At 65.4% G+C, this 17,812-nt stretch carries 14 protein-coding genes; all 14 read left to right on the top strand.

All coding sequences use genetic code 11. The features are described from left to right. The first annotated feature begins 80 nt into the window (after nt 1–80). The 14 genes from FXB40_RS30135 (at nt 81) to lpxC (ending at nt 17,811) form a co-directional block, all read left to right on the top strand. The gene (locus tag FXB40_RS30135) at nt 81–1,553 is read left to right on the top strand and encodes a UDP-N-acetylmuramoyl-L-alanyl-D-glutamate--2,6-diaminopimelate ligase (RefSeq protein ID WP_148775746.1); all 1,473 of its coding nucleotides are present in this window, start codon (nt 81–83) and stop codon (nt 1,551–1,553) included. Continuing rightward, nucleotides 1,550–2,929: a UDP-N-acetylmuramoyl-tripeptide--D-alanyl-D-alanine ligase gene (locus FXB40_RS30140; RefSeq protein ID WP_148775747.1), complete on the top strand. Its 1,380-nt coding sequence runs from the start codon at nt 1,550–1,552 to the stop codon at nt 2,927–2,929. The genes FXB40_RS30135 and FXB40_RS30140 overlap by 4 nt, the downstream gene beginning before the upstream one ends. Nucleotides 2,930–3,092: 163 nt before the next feature. After that, on the top strand, nt 3,093–4,196 hold the full coding sequence (gene mraY, locus FXB40_RS30145) for a phospho-N-acetylmuramoyl-pentapeptide-transferase (protein ID WP_148775748.1): 1,104 nt from the start codon (nt 3,093–3,095) through the stop codon (nt 4,194–4,196). A gap of 10 nt (nt 4,197–4,206) precedes the next feature. After that, nucleotides 4,207–5,604: a UDP-N-acetylmuramoyl-L-alanine--D-glutamate ligase gene (gene murD / locus FXB40_RS30150; protein WP_148775749.1), complete on the top strand. Its 1,398-nt coding sequence runs from the start codon at nt 4,207–4,209 to the stop codon at nt 5,602–5,604. A 2-nt stretch (nt 5,605–5,606) separates the two neighbouring features. Then, nucleotides 5,607–6,002: a hypothetical protein gene (locus FXB40_RS30155; RefSeq protein WP_148775750.1), complete on the top strand. Its 396-nt coding sequence runs from the start codon at nt 5,607–5,609 to the stop codon at nt 6,000–6,002. A gap of 101 nt (nt 6,003–6,103) precedes the next feature. Next, nucleotides 6,104–7,255, top strand: coding sequence for a putative lipid II flippase FtsW (ftsW, locus tag FXB40_RS30160; protein ID WP_148775751.1), 1,152 nt, complete (start codon nt 6,104–6,106; stop codon nt 7,253–7,255). Nucleotides 7,256–7,369: 114 nt separating this feature from the next. Beyond that, nucleotides 7,370–8,470: an undecaprenyldiphospho-muramoylpentapeptide beta-N-acetylglucosaminyltransferase gene (gene murG / locus FXB40_RS30165; RefSeq protein ID WP_148775752.1), complete on the top strand. Its 1,101-nt coding sequence runs from the start codon at nt 7,370–7,372 to the stop codon at nt 8,468–8,470. A 122-nt stretch (nt 8,471–8,592) separates the two neighbouring features. After that, nucleotides 8,593–9,996: a UDP-N-acetylmuramate--L-alanine ligase gene (gene murC / locus FXB40_RS30170; protein ID WP_148775753.1), complete on the top strand. Its 1,404-nt coding sequence runs from the start codon at nt 8,593–8,595 to the stop codon at nt 9,994–9,996. Between the two features lie 4 nt (nt 9,997–10,000). Further along, the gene (gene murB, locus FXB40_RS30175) at nt 10,001–10,921 is read left to right on the top strand and encodes a UDP-N-acetylmuramate dehydrogenase (protein WP_148775754.1); all 921 of its coding nucleotides are present in this window, start codon (nt 10,001–10,003) and stop codon (nt 10,919–10,921) included. A 22-nt stretch (nt 10,922–10,943) separates the two neighbouring features. Continuing rightward, nucleotides 10,944–11,930: a D-alanine--D-alanine ligase family protein gene (locus FXB40_RS30180; RefSeq protein WP_148775755.1), complete on the top strand. Its 987-nt coding sequence runs from the start codon at nt 10,944–10,946 to the stop codon at nt 11,928–11,930. Nucleotides 11,931–12,278: 348 nt separating this feature from the next. Next, on the top strand, nt 12,279–13,295 hold the full coding sequence (locus tag FXB40_RS30185; RefSeq protein ID WP_148775756.1) for a cell division protein FtsQ/DivIB: 1,017 nt from the start codon (nt 12,279–12,281) through the stop codon (nt 13,293–13,295). After that, on the top strand, nt 13,292–14,614 hold the full coding sequence (gene ftsA, locus FXB40_RS30190) for a cell division protein FtsA (RefSeq protein WP_148775757.1): 1,323 nt from the start codon (nt 13,292–13,294) through the stop codon (nt 14,612–14,614). The genes FXB40_RS30185 and ftsA overlap by 4 nt, the downstream gene beginning before the upstream one ends. A gap of 87 nt (nt 14,615–14,701) precedes the next feature. Further along, nucleotides 14,702–16,486 carry a cell division protein FtsZ gene (gene ftsZ, locus FXB40_RS30195; protein WP_148775758.1) on the top strand — a complete coding sequence of 595 codons (1,785 nt, stop codon included), beginning with the start codon at nt 14,702–14,704 and terminating at the stop codon, nt 16,484–16,486. A 362-nt stretch (nt 16,487–16,848) separates the two neighbouring features. Next, nucleotides 16,849–17,811, top strand: coding sequence for a UDP-3-O-acyl-N-acetylglucosamine deacetylase (lpxC, locus tag FXB40_RS30200; RefSeq protein ID WP_148775759.1), 963 nt, complete (start codon nt 16,849–16,851; stop codon nt 17,809–17,811). Nucleotide 17,812 lies beyond the last annotated feature (1 nt).

A 17,812-nucleotide genomic window follows, 5' to 3' on the forward strand; every position in this document is an offset into this window, starting at 1 on the left:
ACTGGGGTGGCCATCGCCGGTGCTGATTCGGCTTTTCCTGACGATTCGGCTTTCCGGCGCGGCATGTCGACTGGAAGACCATGAAGCTGCGTGAACTCTTGGGTCAGGATGTCCTGGGCAACGATGCCGCGATCGAGCCCGCCGTCGCGGCGCTCGATGTGAGCGGCGTTGCGCTCGACAGCCGCGTGGTCAAGCCCGGCGATCTCTTCTTCGCGCTCGCCGGCAGCAAGACCGACGGCGTGCGCTTCATCGATGCTGCGATTGCGGCCGGCGCCGTGGCCGTGGTCGGCGATCATGCGCCTGATGGCTGCAAGGTGCCGTTCATCTCTGTCGCCAATCCGCGCCGCGCACTGGCGCTGGCTGCAGCAAGATTCTTCCCGGCTCAGCCCGCGACCATTGCCGCGGTGACGGGAACCAGTGGCAAGACTTCGGTTGCGGCGTTCACGCGCCAGATCTGGGAGCGGCTGGGGCATGCCTCGGCCAGCATCGGCACCATCGGCCTCGTCTCGCCGAAACGCACCGTCTACGGTTCGCTGACGACACCGGATCCGATCGCACTGCATCGGCAGCTCGATGAGATCGCGCGCGAGGGTGTGACGCATCTCGCGTTCGAAGCGTCGTCGCACGGCCTCGATCAATATCGCCTCGACGGCGTGCGCGTCTCCGCCGGAGGCTTCACCAATCTCTCGCGCGACCATATGGATTACCATCCGACCGTCGCACATTATCTCGCAGCAAAACTCAGGCTGTTTCGCGAGCTCGTGCAGCCCGGCGGCGCCGCAGCGATCTCGGCCGATCATGATTGCTCGGCGGAAGCGATCGACGCCGCGACGATACGCGGTCTGTGCGTGATGGCGGTCGGCCGTCACGGCGACGGGGCAGGCGAGGGCATTCGTCTCGCCGATGTCGAGGTCGAGGGCTTCTCGCAAAAGCTTGCACTTGAACATCGCGGCAAGCGTTATGTGGTCCGGCTGCCGCTGGCCGGCGAATTCCAGATCGAGAACGCGCTGGTCTCGGCCGGTCTTGCCATCGGCACCGGCAGCGATGCGGCCAATGTGTTTGCGAGCCTCGAACATCTCGAAGGCGCCAAGGGCCGGCTCGAGCGCGTCGGCGAACGCAACGGCGCGCCGATCTTTGTCGACTATGCGCACAAGCCCGATGCGCTGGCGAAGGCGTTGCAGGCGCTGCGGCCTTACGCCAAACGAAGACTGGTCGTGGTGTTCGGCGCCGGCGGCGATCGCGACGCCGGCAAGCGGCCGATTATGGGCGAGATCGCGGCTGAGAATGCCGATCGCATCATCATCACCGACGACAATCCGCGCAGCGAGAAGCCGGAAGCCATTCGCGCCGCGATCCTCGCCACCGCCAAGGGCGCGCGCGAAATCGGCGACCGCGCGGCCGCGATCCGCGCCGCGATCGAAGAGCTGGAAGATGGCGATGCGCTGCTCGTCGCCGGCAAGGGCCACGAGACCGGGCAGATCGTCGGAGGCGAGGTCCTGCCGTTCAGTGATCACGAGGCGGTTGCCGCCGCATTAGCATCGAGGGTCGCATGAGCGGGCCACTATGGACGGTTGCCGAGGTGGCGCGTGCGCTTGGCGCGACAGGATCTTTTCCGAACACGCCCATCGACTTCGTCACCCAGGACAGCCGCCTGGTGAAGCCGGGCAGCCTGTTCGTGGCGTTGAGCGGCACGCCGAGCGGCGGCTTCATCTCAGCCTTCGCCAGCGCGCGCGACGGCTGGGAGTTCGCGGACAAGGCGGAGGCTTCAGGCGCGGTCGCGATGATCGTGCCGCATGAGATCGCGGGCGTTGGCATTCCGCAGATCGTCGTGAAGGACACGCTGATCGACGGCCTCTGGGGCCTCGCCCGCGCCGCACGCGCGCGCTTCAACGGCCCGGTGATCGGGCTGACCGGCAGTGCCGGCAAGACCAGCACCAAGGAATTCATTGCGGCCTATCCCAACGCCTATGCGAGCCCGTCGAGCTTCAACAATTTCTGGGGCGTGCCGCTGACGCTGTGCAACGCCCGGCCCGATGCCAGCCTCTGGGTCGTCGAGATGGGCATGAATCAGACGGGTGAGATTGCGCGGCTCAGTGAATTGACGCGGCCGACCGTCGCGCTCGTCGTCAACGTCCAACCAGTGCATCTGGAAAAGCTCGGCTCGCTCGACGCCATCCGCCGCGAGAAGGTGTCGATCGCGCTCGGCCTGCCGCAAGACGGCGTGCTGGTGCTGCCGGCCGGGCTCAAGGCGTCCGACTGGAAGGGTAAGGTGGTGCGCTTCGGCGAGAAGGCCGGGGTGCACGAGGTGACGCACGCCCCGCATGGCGATAGCTGGCAGGTCGTGGCCGCAATCGGCAAGAAGGAGATCGCCTTCAGCCTCACGCCGGGTGCACCGCACCGCGTGCAGAACGCGCTCGCCGCGCTCGCCTCGGTTCACGCCGCGCATCTCGATGTCGCGACGCTCGCGATCAAGCTCGACCGCGTCGGCATCATGACCGGCCGCGGCGTGGAGCAGGCCGTCGGCGGCGTCACCGTGATCGACGACAGCTTTAACGGCAATCCGGCGAGTGTCGCTGCTGCGCTGCAAAGCCTGCAGGCGCGCAACATGACGGGTGGCCGCCGCATTGCCGTGCTCGGCGATATGCTGGAACTGGGCGACGACGCACCAAGCTACCACACCGCGCTGACCACGCATCTCGACGGCATCGACGGCATCTATTGCGTCGGGCCATTGATGCGGCATCTCTATGACGCGCTTCCCGCCGGCAAAGGGCTCGGCTGGCATGACGATCCCGCCACGCTGAAGCCGGGCGAGGTCGCGGGCCTGCTGAAGGCAGGCGATGTCGTGGTTGTCAAGGGCAGCAAGAAGATGTTCTGGGTCAACAAGTTTGTGCCGGGGCTAGTGGCCGCCTTGCAGGCAAAGGCGTAAACTGCTTGGAAGGCGCTGTTCCCGAATCCCACCCTTTGTGGCGCGCCGCCGTCCGGTTTCTTTGAGGTCGCCCGACCCCATGATGAAGACCAGCGAATGCGCGTGACACACGTTGAGGCCAAAGGCGAAGGCCGCGTGCGAAAGGCGCCATAGGACCGACTGAATGTTTTACTGGCTGATCGAGCTTTCCAATACATTTCCGGGCTTCGGTGCAGTGCGCACCGTTCTGAACGTCTTCCGCTACATCACATTCCGCACCGGCGGCGCCGTCGTCACCGGCGCGCTGTTCGTGTTCCTGTTCGGGCCCTGGATCATCGATCATCTGCGCATCCGCCAGGGCAAGGGCCAGCCGATCCGCACCGACGGTCCGCAATCGCATCTGGCCAAGAAGGGCACGCCCACCATGGGCGGGCTGATGATCCTGTCCGGCCTCACGGTCGGGACGGTGCTGTGGGCCAACCCGCTCAATCCCTATGTCTGGATCGTGCTGGCGGTGACGCTCGGCTTCGGCTTCGTCGGCTTCTACGACGACTACCTCAAGGTGACCAAGCAGACCACGAGCGGATTCGGCGGCAAGCTGCGCCTGCTGATCGAGGCGATCATCGCACTGGTCGCGTGCTATGCGCTGGTGCGGCTGAACCGCGATCCTGCGTCGACCGCGCTGACGATTCCCTTCCTGAAGGACACCGTGCTGCATTTCGGCTGGTTCTTCGTCGTGTTCGGCGCCTTCGTCATCGTCGGCGCCGGCAATGCGGTGAATCTCACCGACGGTCTCGACGGCCTCGCCATCGTGCCCGTGATGATCGCGACCGCGAGCTTTGCGATGATCGCCTATCTCGCCGGCAACGCGGTGTTCGCCGACTACCTCCAGATCAAATATGTCGCCGGCACCGGCGAGCTTGCGGTGCTCTGCGGCGCGCTGCTGGGCGCAGGCCTCGGCTTCCTCTGGTTCAACGCGCCGCCGGCCTCGATCTTCATGGGCGACACCGGCTCGCTCGCGCTCGGCGGCATGCTGGGGGCGATCGCGGTCGCGGTGAAGCACGAGATCGTGCTCGCGGTGATCGGCGGCCTGTTCGTGCTGGAGGCGGTCTCCGTCATCGTGCAGGTGGTGTCGTTCAAGCTCACGGGCAAGCGCATCTTCCGGATGGCGCCGATCCACCACCATTTCGAGCAGCTCGGCTGGACCGAGCCGCAGATCGTGATCCGCTTCTGGATCATCTCGGTGATGCTGGCGCTCGCCGGCCTCTCCACGCTGAAGCTGCGTTGATGGTACCACGATGATCCCGGTTACATCCTTCGCCGGCAAGACGGTCGCGGTGTTCGGCCTCGGCGGCTCGGGGCTCGCCTCCTGCCACGCGTTGAAGGCCGGCGGCGCCGAGGTGATCGCCGCCGACGACAATGCCGAGAACGTCGCCAAGGCGGCGCAGGCCGGTTTCGTCACCGCAGATTTGCGCAACGTCTCCTGGGGCAATTTCGCAGCGCTCGTGCTCGCGCCCGGCGTGCCGCTGACGCATCCCGTGCCGCACTGGAGCGTGCTGAAAGCGCGCGAGGTGGGCTGCGAGGTGATCGGCGACATCGAGCTGTTCTGCCGCGAGCGCCGACGGCACGCGCCGAACGCGCCGTTCATTGCGATCACCGGCACCAATGGCAAGTCGACCACGACGGCGCTGATCGCGCATCTGACGAAGGTTGCCGGCTACGATACCCAGATGGGCGGCAATATCGGCACCGCGATCCTGTCGCTGGAGCCGCCGCGCACGGGCCGCGTCCACGTCATCGAGATGTCGTCCTACCAGATCGACCTCACGCCCTCGCTCGATCCCTCTGTCGGCATTCTGCTCAATGTCAGCGAGGATCACATCGATCGTCACGGCACCATCGAACATTACGCTGCGGTGAAGGAGCGCCTGGTTGCATGCGTGCAGGCAGGCGGCACCTCGATCGTCGGCGTCGATGACGGCTATTGCCGCGACATCGCCGATCGGCTCGACCGCGCCGGCAAGAACGTGGTGCGGATCTCCGTCAGGAATCCGCTGGCGAGCGGCATTCATATCGAGCACGGCACCATCGTGCGCACCTCGGGCGGTGCCCGCAGCGAGATCGCAAAACTCGGCGGCATCGGTTCGCTGCGTGGCCTGCACAACGCGCAGAACGCAGCCTGCGCCGCCGCTGCCACGCTTGCGATGGGCATCAGCCTGGACGTGCTGCAGAACGGCCTGCGCAGCTTTCCGGGCCTTGCGCATCGCATGGAGCAGGTCGGCCGTCGCGGCAATGTGCTGTTCGTCAACGATTCCAAGGGCACCAACGCCGACGCCACCGCGCATGCACTGTCGTCCTTTGGCGACATTTTCTGGATCGCCGGCGGCAAGCCGAAAGCGGGCGGCATCACCAGCTTGACCTCCTTCTTCCCGCGCATCCGCAAGGCCTATCTGATCGGCGAAGCCGCGCAGGAATTTTCCGGCACGCTTGGCACGGTCGCGCACGAGATCAGCCAGACGCTCGATGTGGCCGTCGAACACGCCGCGCGCGACGCGGAAGCGTCCGGCCTTACCGACGCGGTCGTTCTGCTGTCGCCGGCCTGTGCCTCCTTCGACCAGTACCGCAACTTCGAAATTCGCGGCACAAAGTTCCGCGAGCTGGTGCAGGCGCTGCCGGGTGTGAAACCGGTGGTGTGAGGATGTCGCGGCGACGCTGGATCGGAATTGTCGTCGCTCTTGCTGTCCCGGTCGGTTTCCTCTGTGTTGTCCTCATTGACAACGTTATGCACGAATTCGGCGCGTGCCGCGTCGTTCGACAGCGGGCGTTCGCCTCCCCAAGCGGCAGTCAGTTGGTTGTCGTGGTCTGGAAGACGTGCGGGGCGACAGTGCCCGACAGCACGCAAGCCAGCATCGTGGCGCGCGGTCGGACGTTCTCACCCGAGAGCACGCCGACCTTTGTCAGCGTGCGCGGGCATCTTGATGTTGTTGTTGCCTGGAACAGCGAGCGGGCGGTCAGGATCGGCTTCATTCCCGAGGCAGCGCAGATCGATAAGCGCGATCAGCGCGCGGGGGATATCACGATCAACTACGAATAGGGCCGCCGGTGGATCTATCGCCAAGGATATCGATTCCCTTAACCCTGCGGTAACCAACCTCGGCGACCAATGAACGGACCTCTGTCCGAAAGCGGCCGCCCATGCTCTCCCGTGAAGATCGCACCCCCTTTACCGAGTGGTGGTGGACCGTCGACAAGCCGCTGCTCGGCGCGATCCTGGTGCTGATGCTGACCGGCGTCATCCTGTCGCTTGCGGCGAGCCCGCCGGTCGCGACCCGCATCGGGCTCGATCCCTTCCACTTCTTCAGCCGCCACGTGATGTTCCTGGCGCCGTCCTTCATGGTGCTGGTCGGCGTCTCCTTCCTGTCGCCGCGCTCGATCCGCCGCTCGGCTCTGATCATCTTTACCGTCAGCATTATCCTGATCGTGGTGACGCTCGCCATCGGCCCCGAGGTCAAGGGCTCGCGGCGCTGGATCACGCTGCTCGGCGTCAACATTCAGGCCTCCGAAATCGCAAAGCCCTCGTTCGTCGTCATCGCTGCCTGGCTGTTCGCGGAATCGACCAAGCGGCCGGAGATGCCCGCGACCTCGATGGCGCTGGTGCTGCTGATGATGCTGGTCTCTCTGCTGGTGATGGAGCCGGACTTCGGCCAGACCATGCTGATCCTGATGGTGTGGGGCTCGCTTTTCTTCATCGCAGGCATGCGCATGATCTGGGTGTTCGGTCTCGCCGGCATCGGCGCGGCCGGCCTGTTCAGCGCTTATCTTTTTGTTCCCCACGTTGCCGGACGCATCAAGCGCTTCATGAATCCGGCCTCCGGCGACACTTTTCAGGTCGATACTGCGATGGAGGCCTTCTACAACGGTGGCTGGTTTGGCCTCGGACCGGGCGAGGGCATCGCAAAACGCAGCCTGCCGGACAGCCACACCGACTTCGTGTTCGCGGTCGCCGCCGAGGAGTTCGGCATCATCCTGTGCCTGGCGATGCTGACGCTGTTCGCCTTCGTCGTCATCCGCACGCTGTCGCGCGCCTATGCCAACGAGGACATGTTCTCGCGCTTTGCGGCCTCTGGCCTTGCGATCCTGTTCGGCGTGCAGGCCGCCATCAACATGTCGGTCAATCTCCAGCTTATCCCCGCCAAGGGCATGACGCTGCCGTTCATCTCCTATGGCGGCTCCTCGATCGTGTCGCTCTCCTATGGCGTCGGCATGATGCTGGCCCTGACACGGCTGCGCCCGCGCACAGAGGTCGAGGCCAGCGGCCACGCCGAGGCGATGCGGAGTTACGCTTAGGCCGTCATTGCGATGAGCGAAGCGACGAAGCAATCCAGAGTGTCGCCGTGGAGGCAGTCTGAATTGTTTCGCTTTGCTCGCAATGACGAGAAAGACCTTGTAAAAGGCCTCTCCATGGACAATTCCCCCTTGATTCTTCTCGCCGCGGGCGGCACCGGCGGCCATCTGTTTCCGGCCGAGGCGCTTGGCGTCGAGTTGATCCGGCGCGGCTTTCGCGTCCGCCTCGTCACCGATGAGCGCGCACTGCGCTATAGCGGGCTGTTCACCAAGGACATGATCGACGTCGTCGCGAGCGAGACCGCGCGCGGCCGCAATCCGCTTCAGCTCGCTTATGCCGGCCTCACGCTCGCCACCGGCACGCTCTCTGCGTATCGCCTGATCAAGCGATTGAAGCCCGCTGCCGTTATCGGCTTCGGCGGCTATCCGACATTGCCGCCACTGGTTGCGGCCAAGTTCGCGGGCGTGCCCGGCATCATCCACGACGCCAACGCGGTGCTCGGCCGCGCCAACCGGTTTCTGTCGAGCCGTGTTCGCGCCATCGCGACGTCGTTGCCGGGTGTGCTCGACCGCGATCCGGCGCTGGCAGCCAAGACCACAACGGTCGGCACGCCGATGCGGCCGGCGGTCCTCGCCGCTGCCGCCGTGCCATATGTCGCACCCGAAATGAATGGCCCGCTGCGCCTGCTCGTCGTCGGCGGCAGCCAGGGAGCGCGCATCATGGCCGACATCGTGCCTGGCGCGATCGAGCGGCTCGAGCCCGCGCTGTGGGGCCGGCTCATCCTCACCCAGCAGGTCCGCGACGAGGACATGACCCGCGTGCGCGCTGTCTACGACAAGCTCAAGATCGAGGCCGAGCTCGCGCCGTTCTTCACGGATTTGCCGGCGCGGCTCGCCTCCAACCATCTGGTGGTGTCGCGCTCCGGCGCCGGCACGGTCGCCGAACTCGCCGCGATCGGCCGGCCCTCGATCCTGGTGCCGCTGCCGGGCGCGATCGACCAGGATCAGTTCGCCAATGCCGGCGTGCTGGCCAAGGTCGACGGCGCCATTCGCATCCCGCAGACCGAGTTCACCTCGGACCGTCTCGCCGCAGAGATCTCCGGTTTTGCGGCCGAGCCGACGCGCCTTGGCGCCATGGCAGCCGCGGCGAAAGGGGCGGGCCGGCTCGATGCCGCCGAGCGGCTGGCCGATCTGGTGGTCAAAGTCGCGGGAATCTGACGCGAAAAAGCCCTTGTCTTCGCCTTCTAAAGCGGGGCATCCAGTAAGAACGGCGCGGCTGATTTGGCCGTGACCTTTGCCAGATGCCGCCTGCGCAAGGCGGCGAGGTCAGGGAACAGAGCATGAGACTGCCGCGCGAGATCGGACCCATCCACTTCGTCGGGATCGGCGGGATCGGCATGAGCGGCATCGCCGAGGTGCTGGTCAATCTCGGCTATGCCGTGCAGGGCTCGGACGCCTCCGACAATTACAATCTCGACCGTCTGCGCAAGAAGGGCGCAAAGGTCTCGGTCGGCCACAAGGCCGAGAATGTCGACGGGGCCGAGGTCGTCGTCGTGTCCACCGCGATCAAGCGCGACAATCCGGAATTGATGGCGGCGCGCGAGCGGCGCATTCCCGTGGTGCGCCGCGCCGAGATGCTGGCCGAATTGATGCGGCTGAAGAGCTGCGTCGCGATTGCCGGCACGCACGGCAAGACCACCACGACCACGATGGTCGCAACCCTGCTCGATGCCGGCGGGCTCGATCCGACCGTGATCAACGGCGGCATCATCAATGCTTACGGCTCCAACGCGCGGCTCGGCGCCGGCGACTGGATGGTGGTGGAGGCCGACGAGAGCGACGGCACGTTCCTGAAGCTGCCGACCGATGTCGCGATCGTCACCAATGTCGATCCTGAGCATCTCGATCACTTCAAGACCTTCGAGGCCGTGCAGGACGCCTTCCGGCATTTCGTCGAGAACCTGCCGTTCTACGGATTTGCCGTGATGTGCATCGATCATCCCGTCGTGCAGACCCTCGTCGGCAAGATCGAGGATCGTCGCATCATCACTTACGGCGAAAATCCGCAGGCCGACGCGCGATTGCTCGACCTGACCCCAATGGGTGGCGGATCAAAGTTCAAGGTCGCGTTCCGCGATCGCAAGACGGGCGCCGTGCACGAGATCGCCGATCTCATGCTGCCGATGCCGGGGCGCCACAACGCCTCCAACGCGACGGCTGCGATCGCGGTCGCGCGCGAGCTTGGCGTTTCAGATGACGCGATCCGCAAGGCGATCGCCGGATTCGGCGGCGTCAAGCGGCGCTTCACCAAGACCGGTGAGTGGAACGGCGTCACCGTGATCGACGATTACGGCCATCACCCCGTCGAGATTGCGGCGGTGCTGAAGGCCGCGCGGGAATCCAGCAACGGCAAGATCATCGCCGTGGTGCAGCCGCATCGCTACACCCGCCTGCAATCGCTGTTCGAGGAATTTTGCACCTGCTTCAACGACGCCGATGCGGTGGTCGTCGCAGACGTCTATGCCGCGGGCGAGACGCCGATCGACGGCATCGACCGCGATCATTTCGTCACGGGCCTGCGCGCGCACGGCCATCGCGAGGTGGTTCCGCTGCCGGCGGCGTCTGAGCTCGCCGGCATCGTCAAGGACGTGGCGAAGTCGGGTGATCTCGTCGTGTGCCTCGGTGCAGGAAACATCACGCAATGGGCGTATGCGTTGCCGGACCAGTTGAAGGCGCTGGGGTAGGGCGGTGAGCTTCCCCGACATCACACCGGAGCTCAAAGCCGCGATGCCGGATCTTCGCGGGCGGTTGCTTGCCAACCAGTCGCTGGCCGAGCTGACCTGGTTTCGCGTCGGCGGGCCGGCGCAGGTGCTGTTCACGCCGGCGGACGAGGATGATCTCGCTTATTTCCTCGCGCATCTCGCCAGCGACATCCCGGTCTATGTCGTCGGTGTCGGCTCCAACCTGATCGTCCGCGATGGCGGCATTGCCGGCGTGGTGATCCGGCTGGCGCCGCGCGCTTTTGGCGAGGCCACTGCGAACGGTGACGTCGTGACCGCGGGTGCGGCCGCTCTGGACAAGCGCGTCGCGGAGGTCGCGGCCTCTGCCAATATCGGCGGGCTCGAATTCTACTTCGGCATTCCCGGCACGATCGGTGGTGCGCTGCGCATGAATGCAGGCGCCAATGGCGGTGAGACCAAGGATGTGCTGATCGAGGCGACCGGCATCGGCCGCGACGGCGCGAAGCACGTCTTCTCCAACGCCGACATGAAATTCGTTTACCGCAACAGTGGTGTCAATCCCTCCATCATCTTCACCTCCGCTCGCTTTCGCGGCGAGATCAGGGATACGGCAGTCATCCGCGCGCGTATGGCCGACGTACAGAGCCATCGCGAGACCGCGCAGCCGATCCGCGAAAAAACCGGCGGCTCGACCTTCAAGAATCCGCCCGGCCATTCGGCCTGGAAGCTGGTTGACGCCGCAGGTTGCCGTGGCTTGCGCGTCGGCGGCGCGCAGGTCTCCGAGATGCACTGCAACTTCCTGATCAACACGGGCGATGCCACCGCGCACGACATCGAGGCGCTGGGCGAGACGGTGCGCGAACGCGTGAAGGCGAATTCCGGAATTGAGCTGCACTGGGAAATCAAGCGGATTGGAATTCCCGGCTAATTTGGACAAGCGACGAGAGAACATGCGCACCACGATCCTCTTTGGCGGCTCCAACCGCGAACGTCTGGTTTCCGTCGCTTCAGCCCAGGCCCTGCATCAGGCGCTGCCCGAGGCCGATCTCTGGTGGTGGGACGTCGAGGACAAGGTGCACGTCGTGCAGTCCAAGCAGCTGCTCGAACATTCGCGGCCCTTCGAGGACGAGTTCAAGCCTGGCACGCGTGGCATTCCGCTGGCGCAGGCGCTCGACAAGGCCAGGACTGAAGACCGCGTCCTCGTGCTCAGCCTGCATGGCGGCAGCGCCGAGAATGGCGAATTGCAGGTGATGTGTGAGGTGCGCGGCGTGCCGTTCACAGGCTCCGGTTCGGCCTCCTCACATCTCGCCTTCGACAAGATCGCGGCCAAGCGCTTTGCCGCGCTCGGCGGTGTGACGCCGCCCGATGGCATCGCGCTCGAGAATATCGATGATGCCTTCGCTGAATATGGAAGGCTGATCGCAAAGCCGGCGCGTGATGGATCGAGCTATGGCCTGATCTTCGTCAACGCCAAGCAGGATCTCGTCGCCGTCCGCAATGCGGCCAGGCACGAAGAGTATGTGATCGAGCCCTACATCGCCGGCGTCGAGGCGACCTGCGGCGTGCTGGAGCGCACCGACGGGTCGATCATCCCGTTGCCGCCGATCGAGATCATTCCCGGTGAGGGCAATTTCGACTACGCGGCAAAATATCTTTTGAAGTCGACCCAGGAGATCTGCCCGGGCCGCTTCACCGCCGAGGTCACTGAGGCGCTCAAGACCCAGGCCATGGCGGCGCATCGCGCGATGTCCTGCACCGGCTATTCCCGCTCCGACTTCATCGTCTCGGAGAAGGGGCTGGTCTATCTCGAGACCAACACGCTGCCCGGGCTGACCAAGTCCTCGCTCTACCCCAAGGCGCTGAAAGCCGAGGGCATCGCATTCCCCGACTTCCTCCGCGAGCTGATCGAGCTGGCGGTGCGGCGGGTGCGGAAATAGTTAGGATTGGTTAACGGCTGAGAGGGCGAAAACGGCCGGTTTGGTGCCCAAAACCGGTAAAATGCCGGACATCGTGGCATAACTGCCTCACAGAGCTGGGCAAAACGCATTCTTCGTTAACGAACTTTACCTTTTGTTTACCAGGAAGTCCGAAGGTTAACGCTGGCGGCGCATATGGCGTTTTGGCTGCCGGCGCGTGAGCCGTTTCGGATTGTCTCCGACCGGCGAACGCTTTGAAGGGGAGCGGTTTCTTCTGCCGAAGACCAGTACCCGGCCCGGCAAGTCCGAGACGTCATGTTCGCCAGGACCCGCGCGATGTCGCGGGCAAACTGTTGACGAGCTCGTGCAATGGATGGTGCAGGAAGCCTCACCCGGTCGTTTTTGAGATCGCTGAGGCCCCAAGCTGACCTGAAGGCGGCCGCTATCGGAGCGGTCGTGCTTCTGCGCGAGTGGGTGCAGGATCGGCGTGAGGAGAAGCGCGCCACCGCCAAGCAGAAGATCAAGGCCAAGGCCGTCGTCGAACGTGAGCCGCCGCCGCGCCTGATCGCGATGGTCGAGCGCTATCTGCCGCGCCGGGTCGGGATCAGCATGACCGTGCTGCTGCTGATCGGCAGCTGCGGCCTCGGCATCGTCAAGGGCGGCCATCTCCAGGATTTCATCACGGCGGTCAGCGACGCGCGCAACGCCATGGCCAATTCGGCCGGCTTCCGCATCACCTCGGTCGTGATCAACGGCCGCAAGCAGCTCAGCCAGGACGAGATCCTCGCCATCGGCGGCGTCAGCGGCCGCTCCTCGCTGCTGTTCCTCGATGCCGACAACGTTCGCGACAAGCTCAAGGCCAATGCCTGGATTGCGGACGCGACCGTGCTGAAGCTCTATCCGGGCCAGCTCATGATCGAGATCACCGAGCGCAAGGCGTTCGCGCTGTGGCAGGAGGCCGGCCGGCTCTCCGTCATCGCCGACGATGGCGCGCTGCTCGAACCCTATGTCTCGCGCCGGTTCCTGTCGCTGCCGCTCGTGGTCGGCAAGGGCGCCGACACGCAGGCCCGCGACTTCCTCGCGCTGCTTGCCCGCTATCCGCAGGTGAACGCGGTGACGAAAGCCGCGATCTATGTCGGTGAGCGGCGCTGGAACCTGAGGCTGAAAGATGGCCTCGACGTCCGCCTTCCGGAGCAGGATGTCGGCAACGCACTCGCCGCGCTCTCCAAGCTCGACAAGGACGACAGGCTGTTCTCGAAGGATATCGTCGCGATCGACATGCGCCTGCCCGACCGTCTGGTGGTGCAGCTGTCCGATGACGCCGCCAAGGCGCGCGAAGATCTGTTCAAGGACAAGAAGAAAAAGAAGGCCGGGGACGCCGCATGACCGGTCTTGATCGCACCCAGACGCCGAAGATGCGCCCGATGCCGCACAAGCGCGGCGGTCTCGTCGCCTGCCTCGACATTGGCACCAGCAAGATCGCCTGCATGATCGCGCGGCTGAAGCCGTCCGCGCCGAGCGAGGCCCTACGCGATCGCACCCATGCGGTAGAACTGATCGGTTACAGCCAGATCCAGTCGCGCGGCATGAAGGCCGGCGCGGTGGTCGATCTCGCCGAATGCGAGCAGGCGGTGCGCCAGGCCGTCGGCCTCGCCGAGAAAATGGCCAAGGTCCGGGTCGAGTCCGTTCTGCTGTCGGTGTCCGGCGGCCGGCTCGCGGGCCAGCTGGTCGAAGCCGCAGCCGATATCCGCGGCGGTGCGGTGACGCCGGCCGATGTCAGCCGCGTCACCTCCACCGGCATGCGCCACGCCACCGGCGAGGGCCGCACCGTGCTGCATGCGCTGCCGGTCGGCTACACACTCGACGGCGTCAAGGGCATCCGCGATCCCCGCGGCATGGTCGCGCATCAATTCGGCGTCGATATGAACGTCGTCACCTGCGACGCCACCGTGGCGCGGAACCTGATGCTGGCGGTGGAACGCTGCCATCTCAATGTCGAAGCCATGGCGGCGGCCCCCTATGTGGCCGGCCTGTCGGTGCTGACCGACGACGAGGCCGATCTCGGCGCTGCCGTCGTCGAGATGGGTGCGGGCACCACCACCATCGCGGTCTATTCCGGCGGCCGCTTCGTGCACGCGGCCGGATTTGCGGTCGGCGGGCAACATATCACGATGGATCTCGCGCGCGGACTCTCGGCGACCATTGCCGACGCCGAGCGAATCAAGACGTTATACGGCACCGTCATTACCGGCGGATCGGACTCGCGTGAGCTGATGTCTGTACCGACAGCCGGTGACGACCAGGATCTGCCGCAGATCGTTTCGCGCGCCACCATCGCCAACATCGTCAAGCATCGTGCCGAGGAAGTCTTCGAAATGGTTCGGGACAAGCTGAAGGATTCGCCCTTCGCGGCAGAGCCCAAGGGCCGTGTCGTGCTCTCCGGCGGCGCCTCGCAGCTCACCGGCCTCGTCGAGCTCGGAACCCAGATTCTCGGCCGGCCCGTGCGGGTCGGACGTCCTCTCGGTTTTGGCCGGCTGCCCAACGAGGCGAAGAACGCCGCGTTCGCGGTGCCGGCCGGACTTCTCGTCTACCCGCAATATGTTCACCACGAACATGTCGAACCGCGGCATACGCGGCAGCAGGTCAGGACAGGAACGGGCGGTTATTTCGGAAAGGTCGGACGATGGCTACGCGAGGGCTTTTGATGACCGCTTTCCGCAATTGTCGATTTTCACCAACTCCCGCGGCCGTAGGCCGGGGCGAACCCACGCGCGCGTGATCGAGAGGCAAACATGACCATCAGCATCAATGTTCCTGATATTCACGAGTTGAAGCCCCGCATCACCGTGTTCGGCGTCGGCGGCGCCGGCGGCAACGCCGTCAACAACATGATCACGGCCGGCCTCCAGGGCGTCGACTTCGTGGTTGCCAACACCGACGCGCAGGCGCTGACGATGTCGAAGGCGCAGCGCATCGTGCAGATGGGCACCGCAGTGACGCAAGGCCTCGGCGCCGGCTCGCAGCCGAACGTCGGTGCAGCCGCCGCGGAAGAGGTGATCGACGAGCTGCGTGACCATCTCTCGGGCGCCAACATGGTGTTCGTCACCGCCGGCATGGGCGGCGGCACCGGCACCGGCGCTGCTCCGGTCATTGCCAAGACCGCGCGCGACATGGGCATCCTCACCGTCGGCGTCGTGACCAAGCCGTTCCACTTCGAGGGCGGCCGCCGCATGCGCACCGCCGAAGCCGGCATCAACGAGCTTCACAAGGTCGTCGACACGCTCCTGATCATCCCGAACCAGAACCTGTTCCGGGTCGCCAACGAGAAGACCACCTTCGCCGACGCCTTCGCGATGGCCGACCAGGTGCTCTACTCGGGCGTGGCCTGCATCACCGATTTGATGGTCAAGGAAGGCCTGATCAACCTCGACTTCGCCGACGTCCGCGCCGTCATGCGCGAGATGGGCAAGGCGATGATGGGCACCGGCGAAGCCTCCGGCGACAAGCGCGCGCTGACCGCCGCTGAGGCCGCGATCGCCAACCCGCTGATCGACGACAGTTCGATGAAGGGCGCCAAGGGCCTCCTGATCTCCATCACCGGCGGCAAGGACCTCACCCTGTTCGAGGTCGACGAAGCCGCGACCCGCATCCGCGAGGAAGTCGACCAGGACGCCAACATCATCGTCGGTGCCACCTTCGACGAAGCGCTCGACGGCCTGATCCGCGTCTCGGTCGTTGCCACCGGCATCGAGCAGGCCGCGATCGCCCGCACCACCCAGGGCACCAGCGCTCCGGTCGCAAACGCCGCGCCGCAGGCCCAGCAAGCCCCGGCGGCTCCGGCCGTCGCTGCCGAGAGCCGTCTCGCCGACCTGACCGCGCGGCTTCGCGCCGACAACCAGCGTCTGGCCGAGCGCGCCCAGAAGCTGGACTCGCAGATCCCGGCTGCCGCGCCTGTCGCACAGCGTCCCAATGTCGAGCGTGCGGCGCTTGCGGCCATCGCGGCTGCCGTTTCCGAAGTCCCGCAGGTACCCGCGCCGATGCAGACCTATGGCGACGTCACCGTGCGCCCGATCGCGCAGAAGCCCACGCTGTTTCCGGAGCCCGAGCAGGCGCCGGTTGCCATGCATGAGCAGATGACGCCGGAAACCTTCATCCCGCCGCAGGCCGAGCGTGCCCCGGCCCGCGCGCCGCGGATGCCGCGCCTCGACGAGCTGCCGATGCCGGCCCAGGCCGAGATTCGTCAGGCCCGTGGCGAGGTTGAGGAGGAAACGCCGCAGAAGACCCGCCTGTCGCTGCTGCAGCGCCTCGCCAATGTCGGCCTCGGCCGTCGCGACGAGGAGACCGAGGCCCCGATCGCCGCCCGCACCGCCGGTCCCGCCATGCCGGCGCTGCCCGAGCGCAAGCCGCAGCGCACGGTGCAGCAGCAGATCGCAGCCACCGAACCGGTGTCGGAATATGCCCGCCGGCCCGCGCCGCAGGGTCTCGACGCCCATGGCCGCCCGGCACCTGTTGCGCCGGCGCCACAGGGAGATGACCATCTTGATATCCCGGCCTTCCTGCGGCGGCAGGCGACCTGAGGATTGTTACAATAAGGCAGACGCAGAAAGGCCCCGGCGGGAAGCTTGCCGGGGCCTTTCCTTATGTCCCGTGCATATCCGGATTGCGCGTTCAAGCAACTGATTTTAAATCATTAATTACCGGTTCGGTGCTTCAGTAAAGCTGCCGATATGTGCCCCAAACCTCGGCGCAATTTGGTTAAGCCTTGGCGCGAATACGGCCGGTTTGGGGTAACAATCGGTAAAAAAGCGTGAGTTGGCGCTGTTTAAGGCAGTGACTATGGTTCGGTGTGACTTGGGGATACGGAGATTCGGACGGTCGATCTCGATCGATCAGTCGGGTCCAGTATAAGTCGCAGTTGGTCGTAGTGGGGCGGTTCCTGATGAAATTTAGCCGGCAAACAACGCTTCGTGCGCAAGCCACCGTGGCCGGCGTTGGCGTTCATTCCGGTCTTCCCGTCACCCTTACGCTCGGACCTGCACCTGTCGATGCCGGTTTTATTTTTGTCCGCACCGGACTCGAAGGACGTGACCGCGAGATTCAGGCGACCGCCGAGCAGGTGATCGCGACCGACTTCGCGACCGTCCTCGGCGATCGCAGCGGTCCGCTGGTTTCCACCGCGGAGCATGTGCTGGCTGCGCTGCGGGGCATGGGTATCGACAACGCCACCATCGAGATCGACGGTCCGGAAGTGCCGATCATGGACGGCAGCGCCGCTGCCTTCATCGCGGCGATCGATCAGGCCGGTATCGTCAACCAGCCGGCGCAGCGTCGGTTCATCCAGGTTTTGAAGCCGGTTTCGGTCAAGGTCGGCGACTCCTTCGGCGAGATCCGGCCCTACGCCAACGGTTTCCGCGCCGAGGTCGAGATCGACTTCACCAATCCCGTCATCGGCCAGCAGAGCTATGGCTTCGACGTGAGCCCCGAGCGCTTCCGCCGCGAAGTCGGCCGTGCCCGGACCTTCGGTCTGATGGGTGATGTTGCCCGGCTCTGGAGCGCGGGCTATGCGCTCGGCGCCTCCTTTGAAAATACCGTCGTGTTCGACGAGGAGCGGCTGCTCAACACTGAGGGCCTGCGCTACGCCGACGAATGCGCCCGCCACAAGGTGCTGGACGTGATCGGCGATCTCGCGCTGGCCGGCCTGCCGCTGCTCGGTGCCTATCGTTCGGTGCGTGGCGGCCACAAGCTCAACCACGCCGTTCTGACCGCACTGCTGGCCGACCGGACCGCCTGGCGGGTGGTCGAGGGCGAGGTGGCCCGCCGCACCACACGTGGTGTGGCCGAGGTCGGCAGCGGCATTGTTGGCGGCAGGATCGCTGCCGCCTACGGGCCGGGCGTGTCCTGAA

It is taken from the genome of Bradyrhizobium rifense (genome assembly GCF_008123425.1).
Lineage (GTDB): Bacteria > Pseudomonadota > Alphaproteobacteria > Rhizobiales > Xanthobacteraceae > Bradyrhizobium > Bradyrhizobium rifense.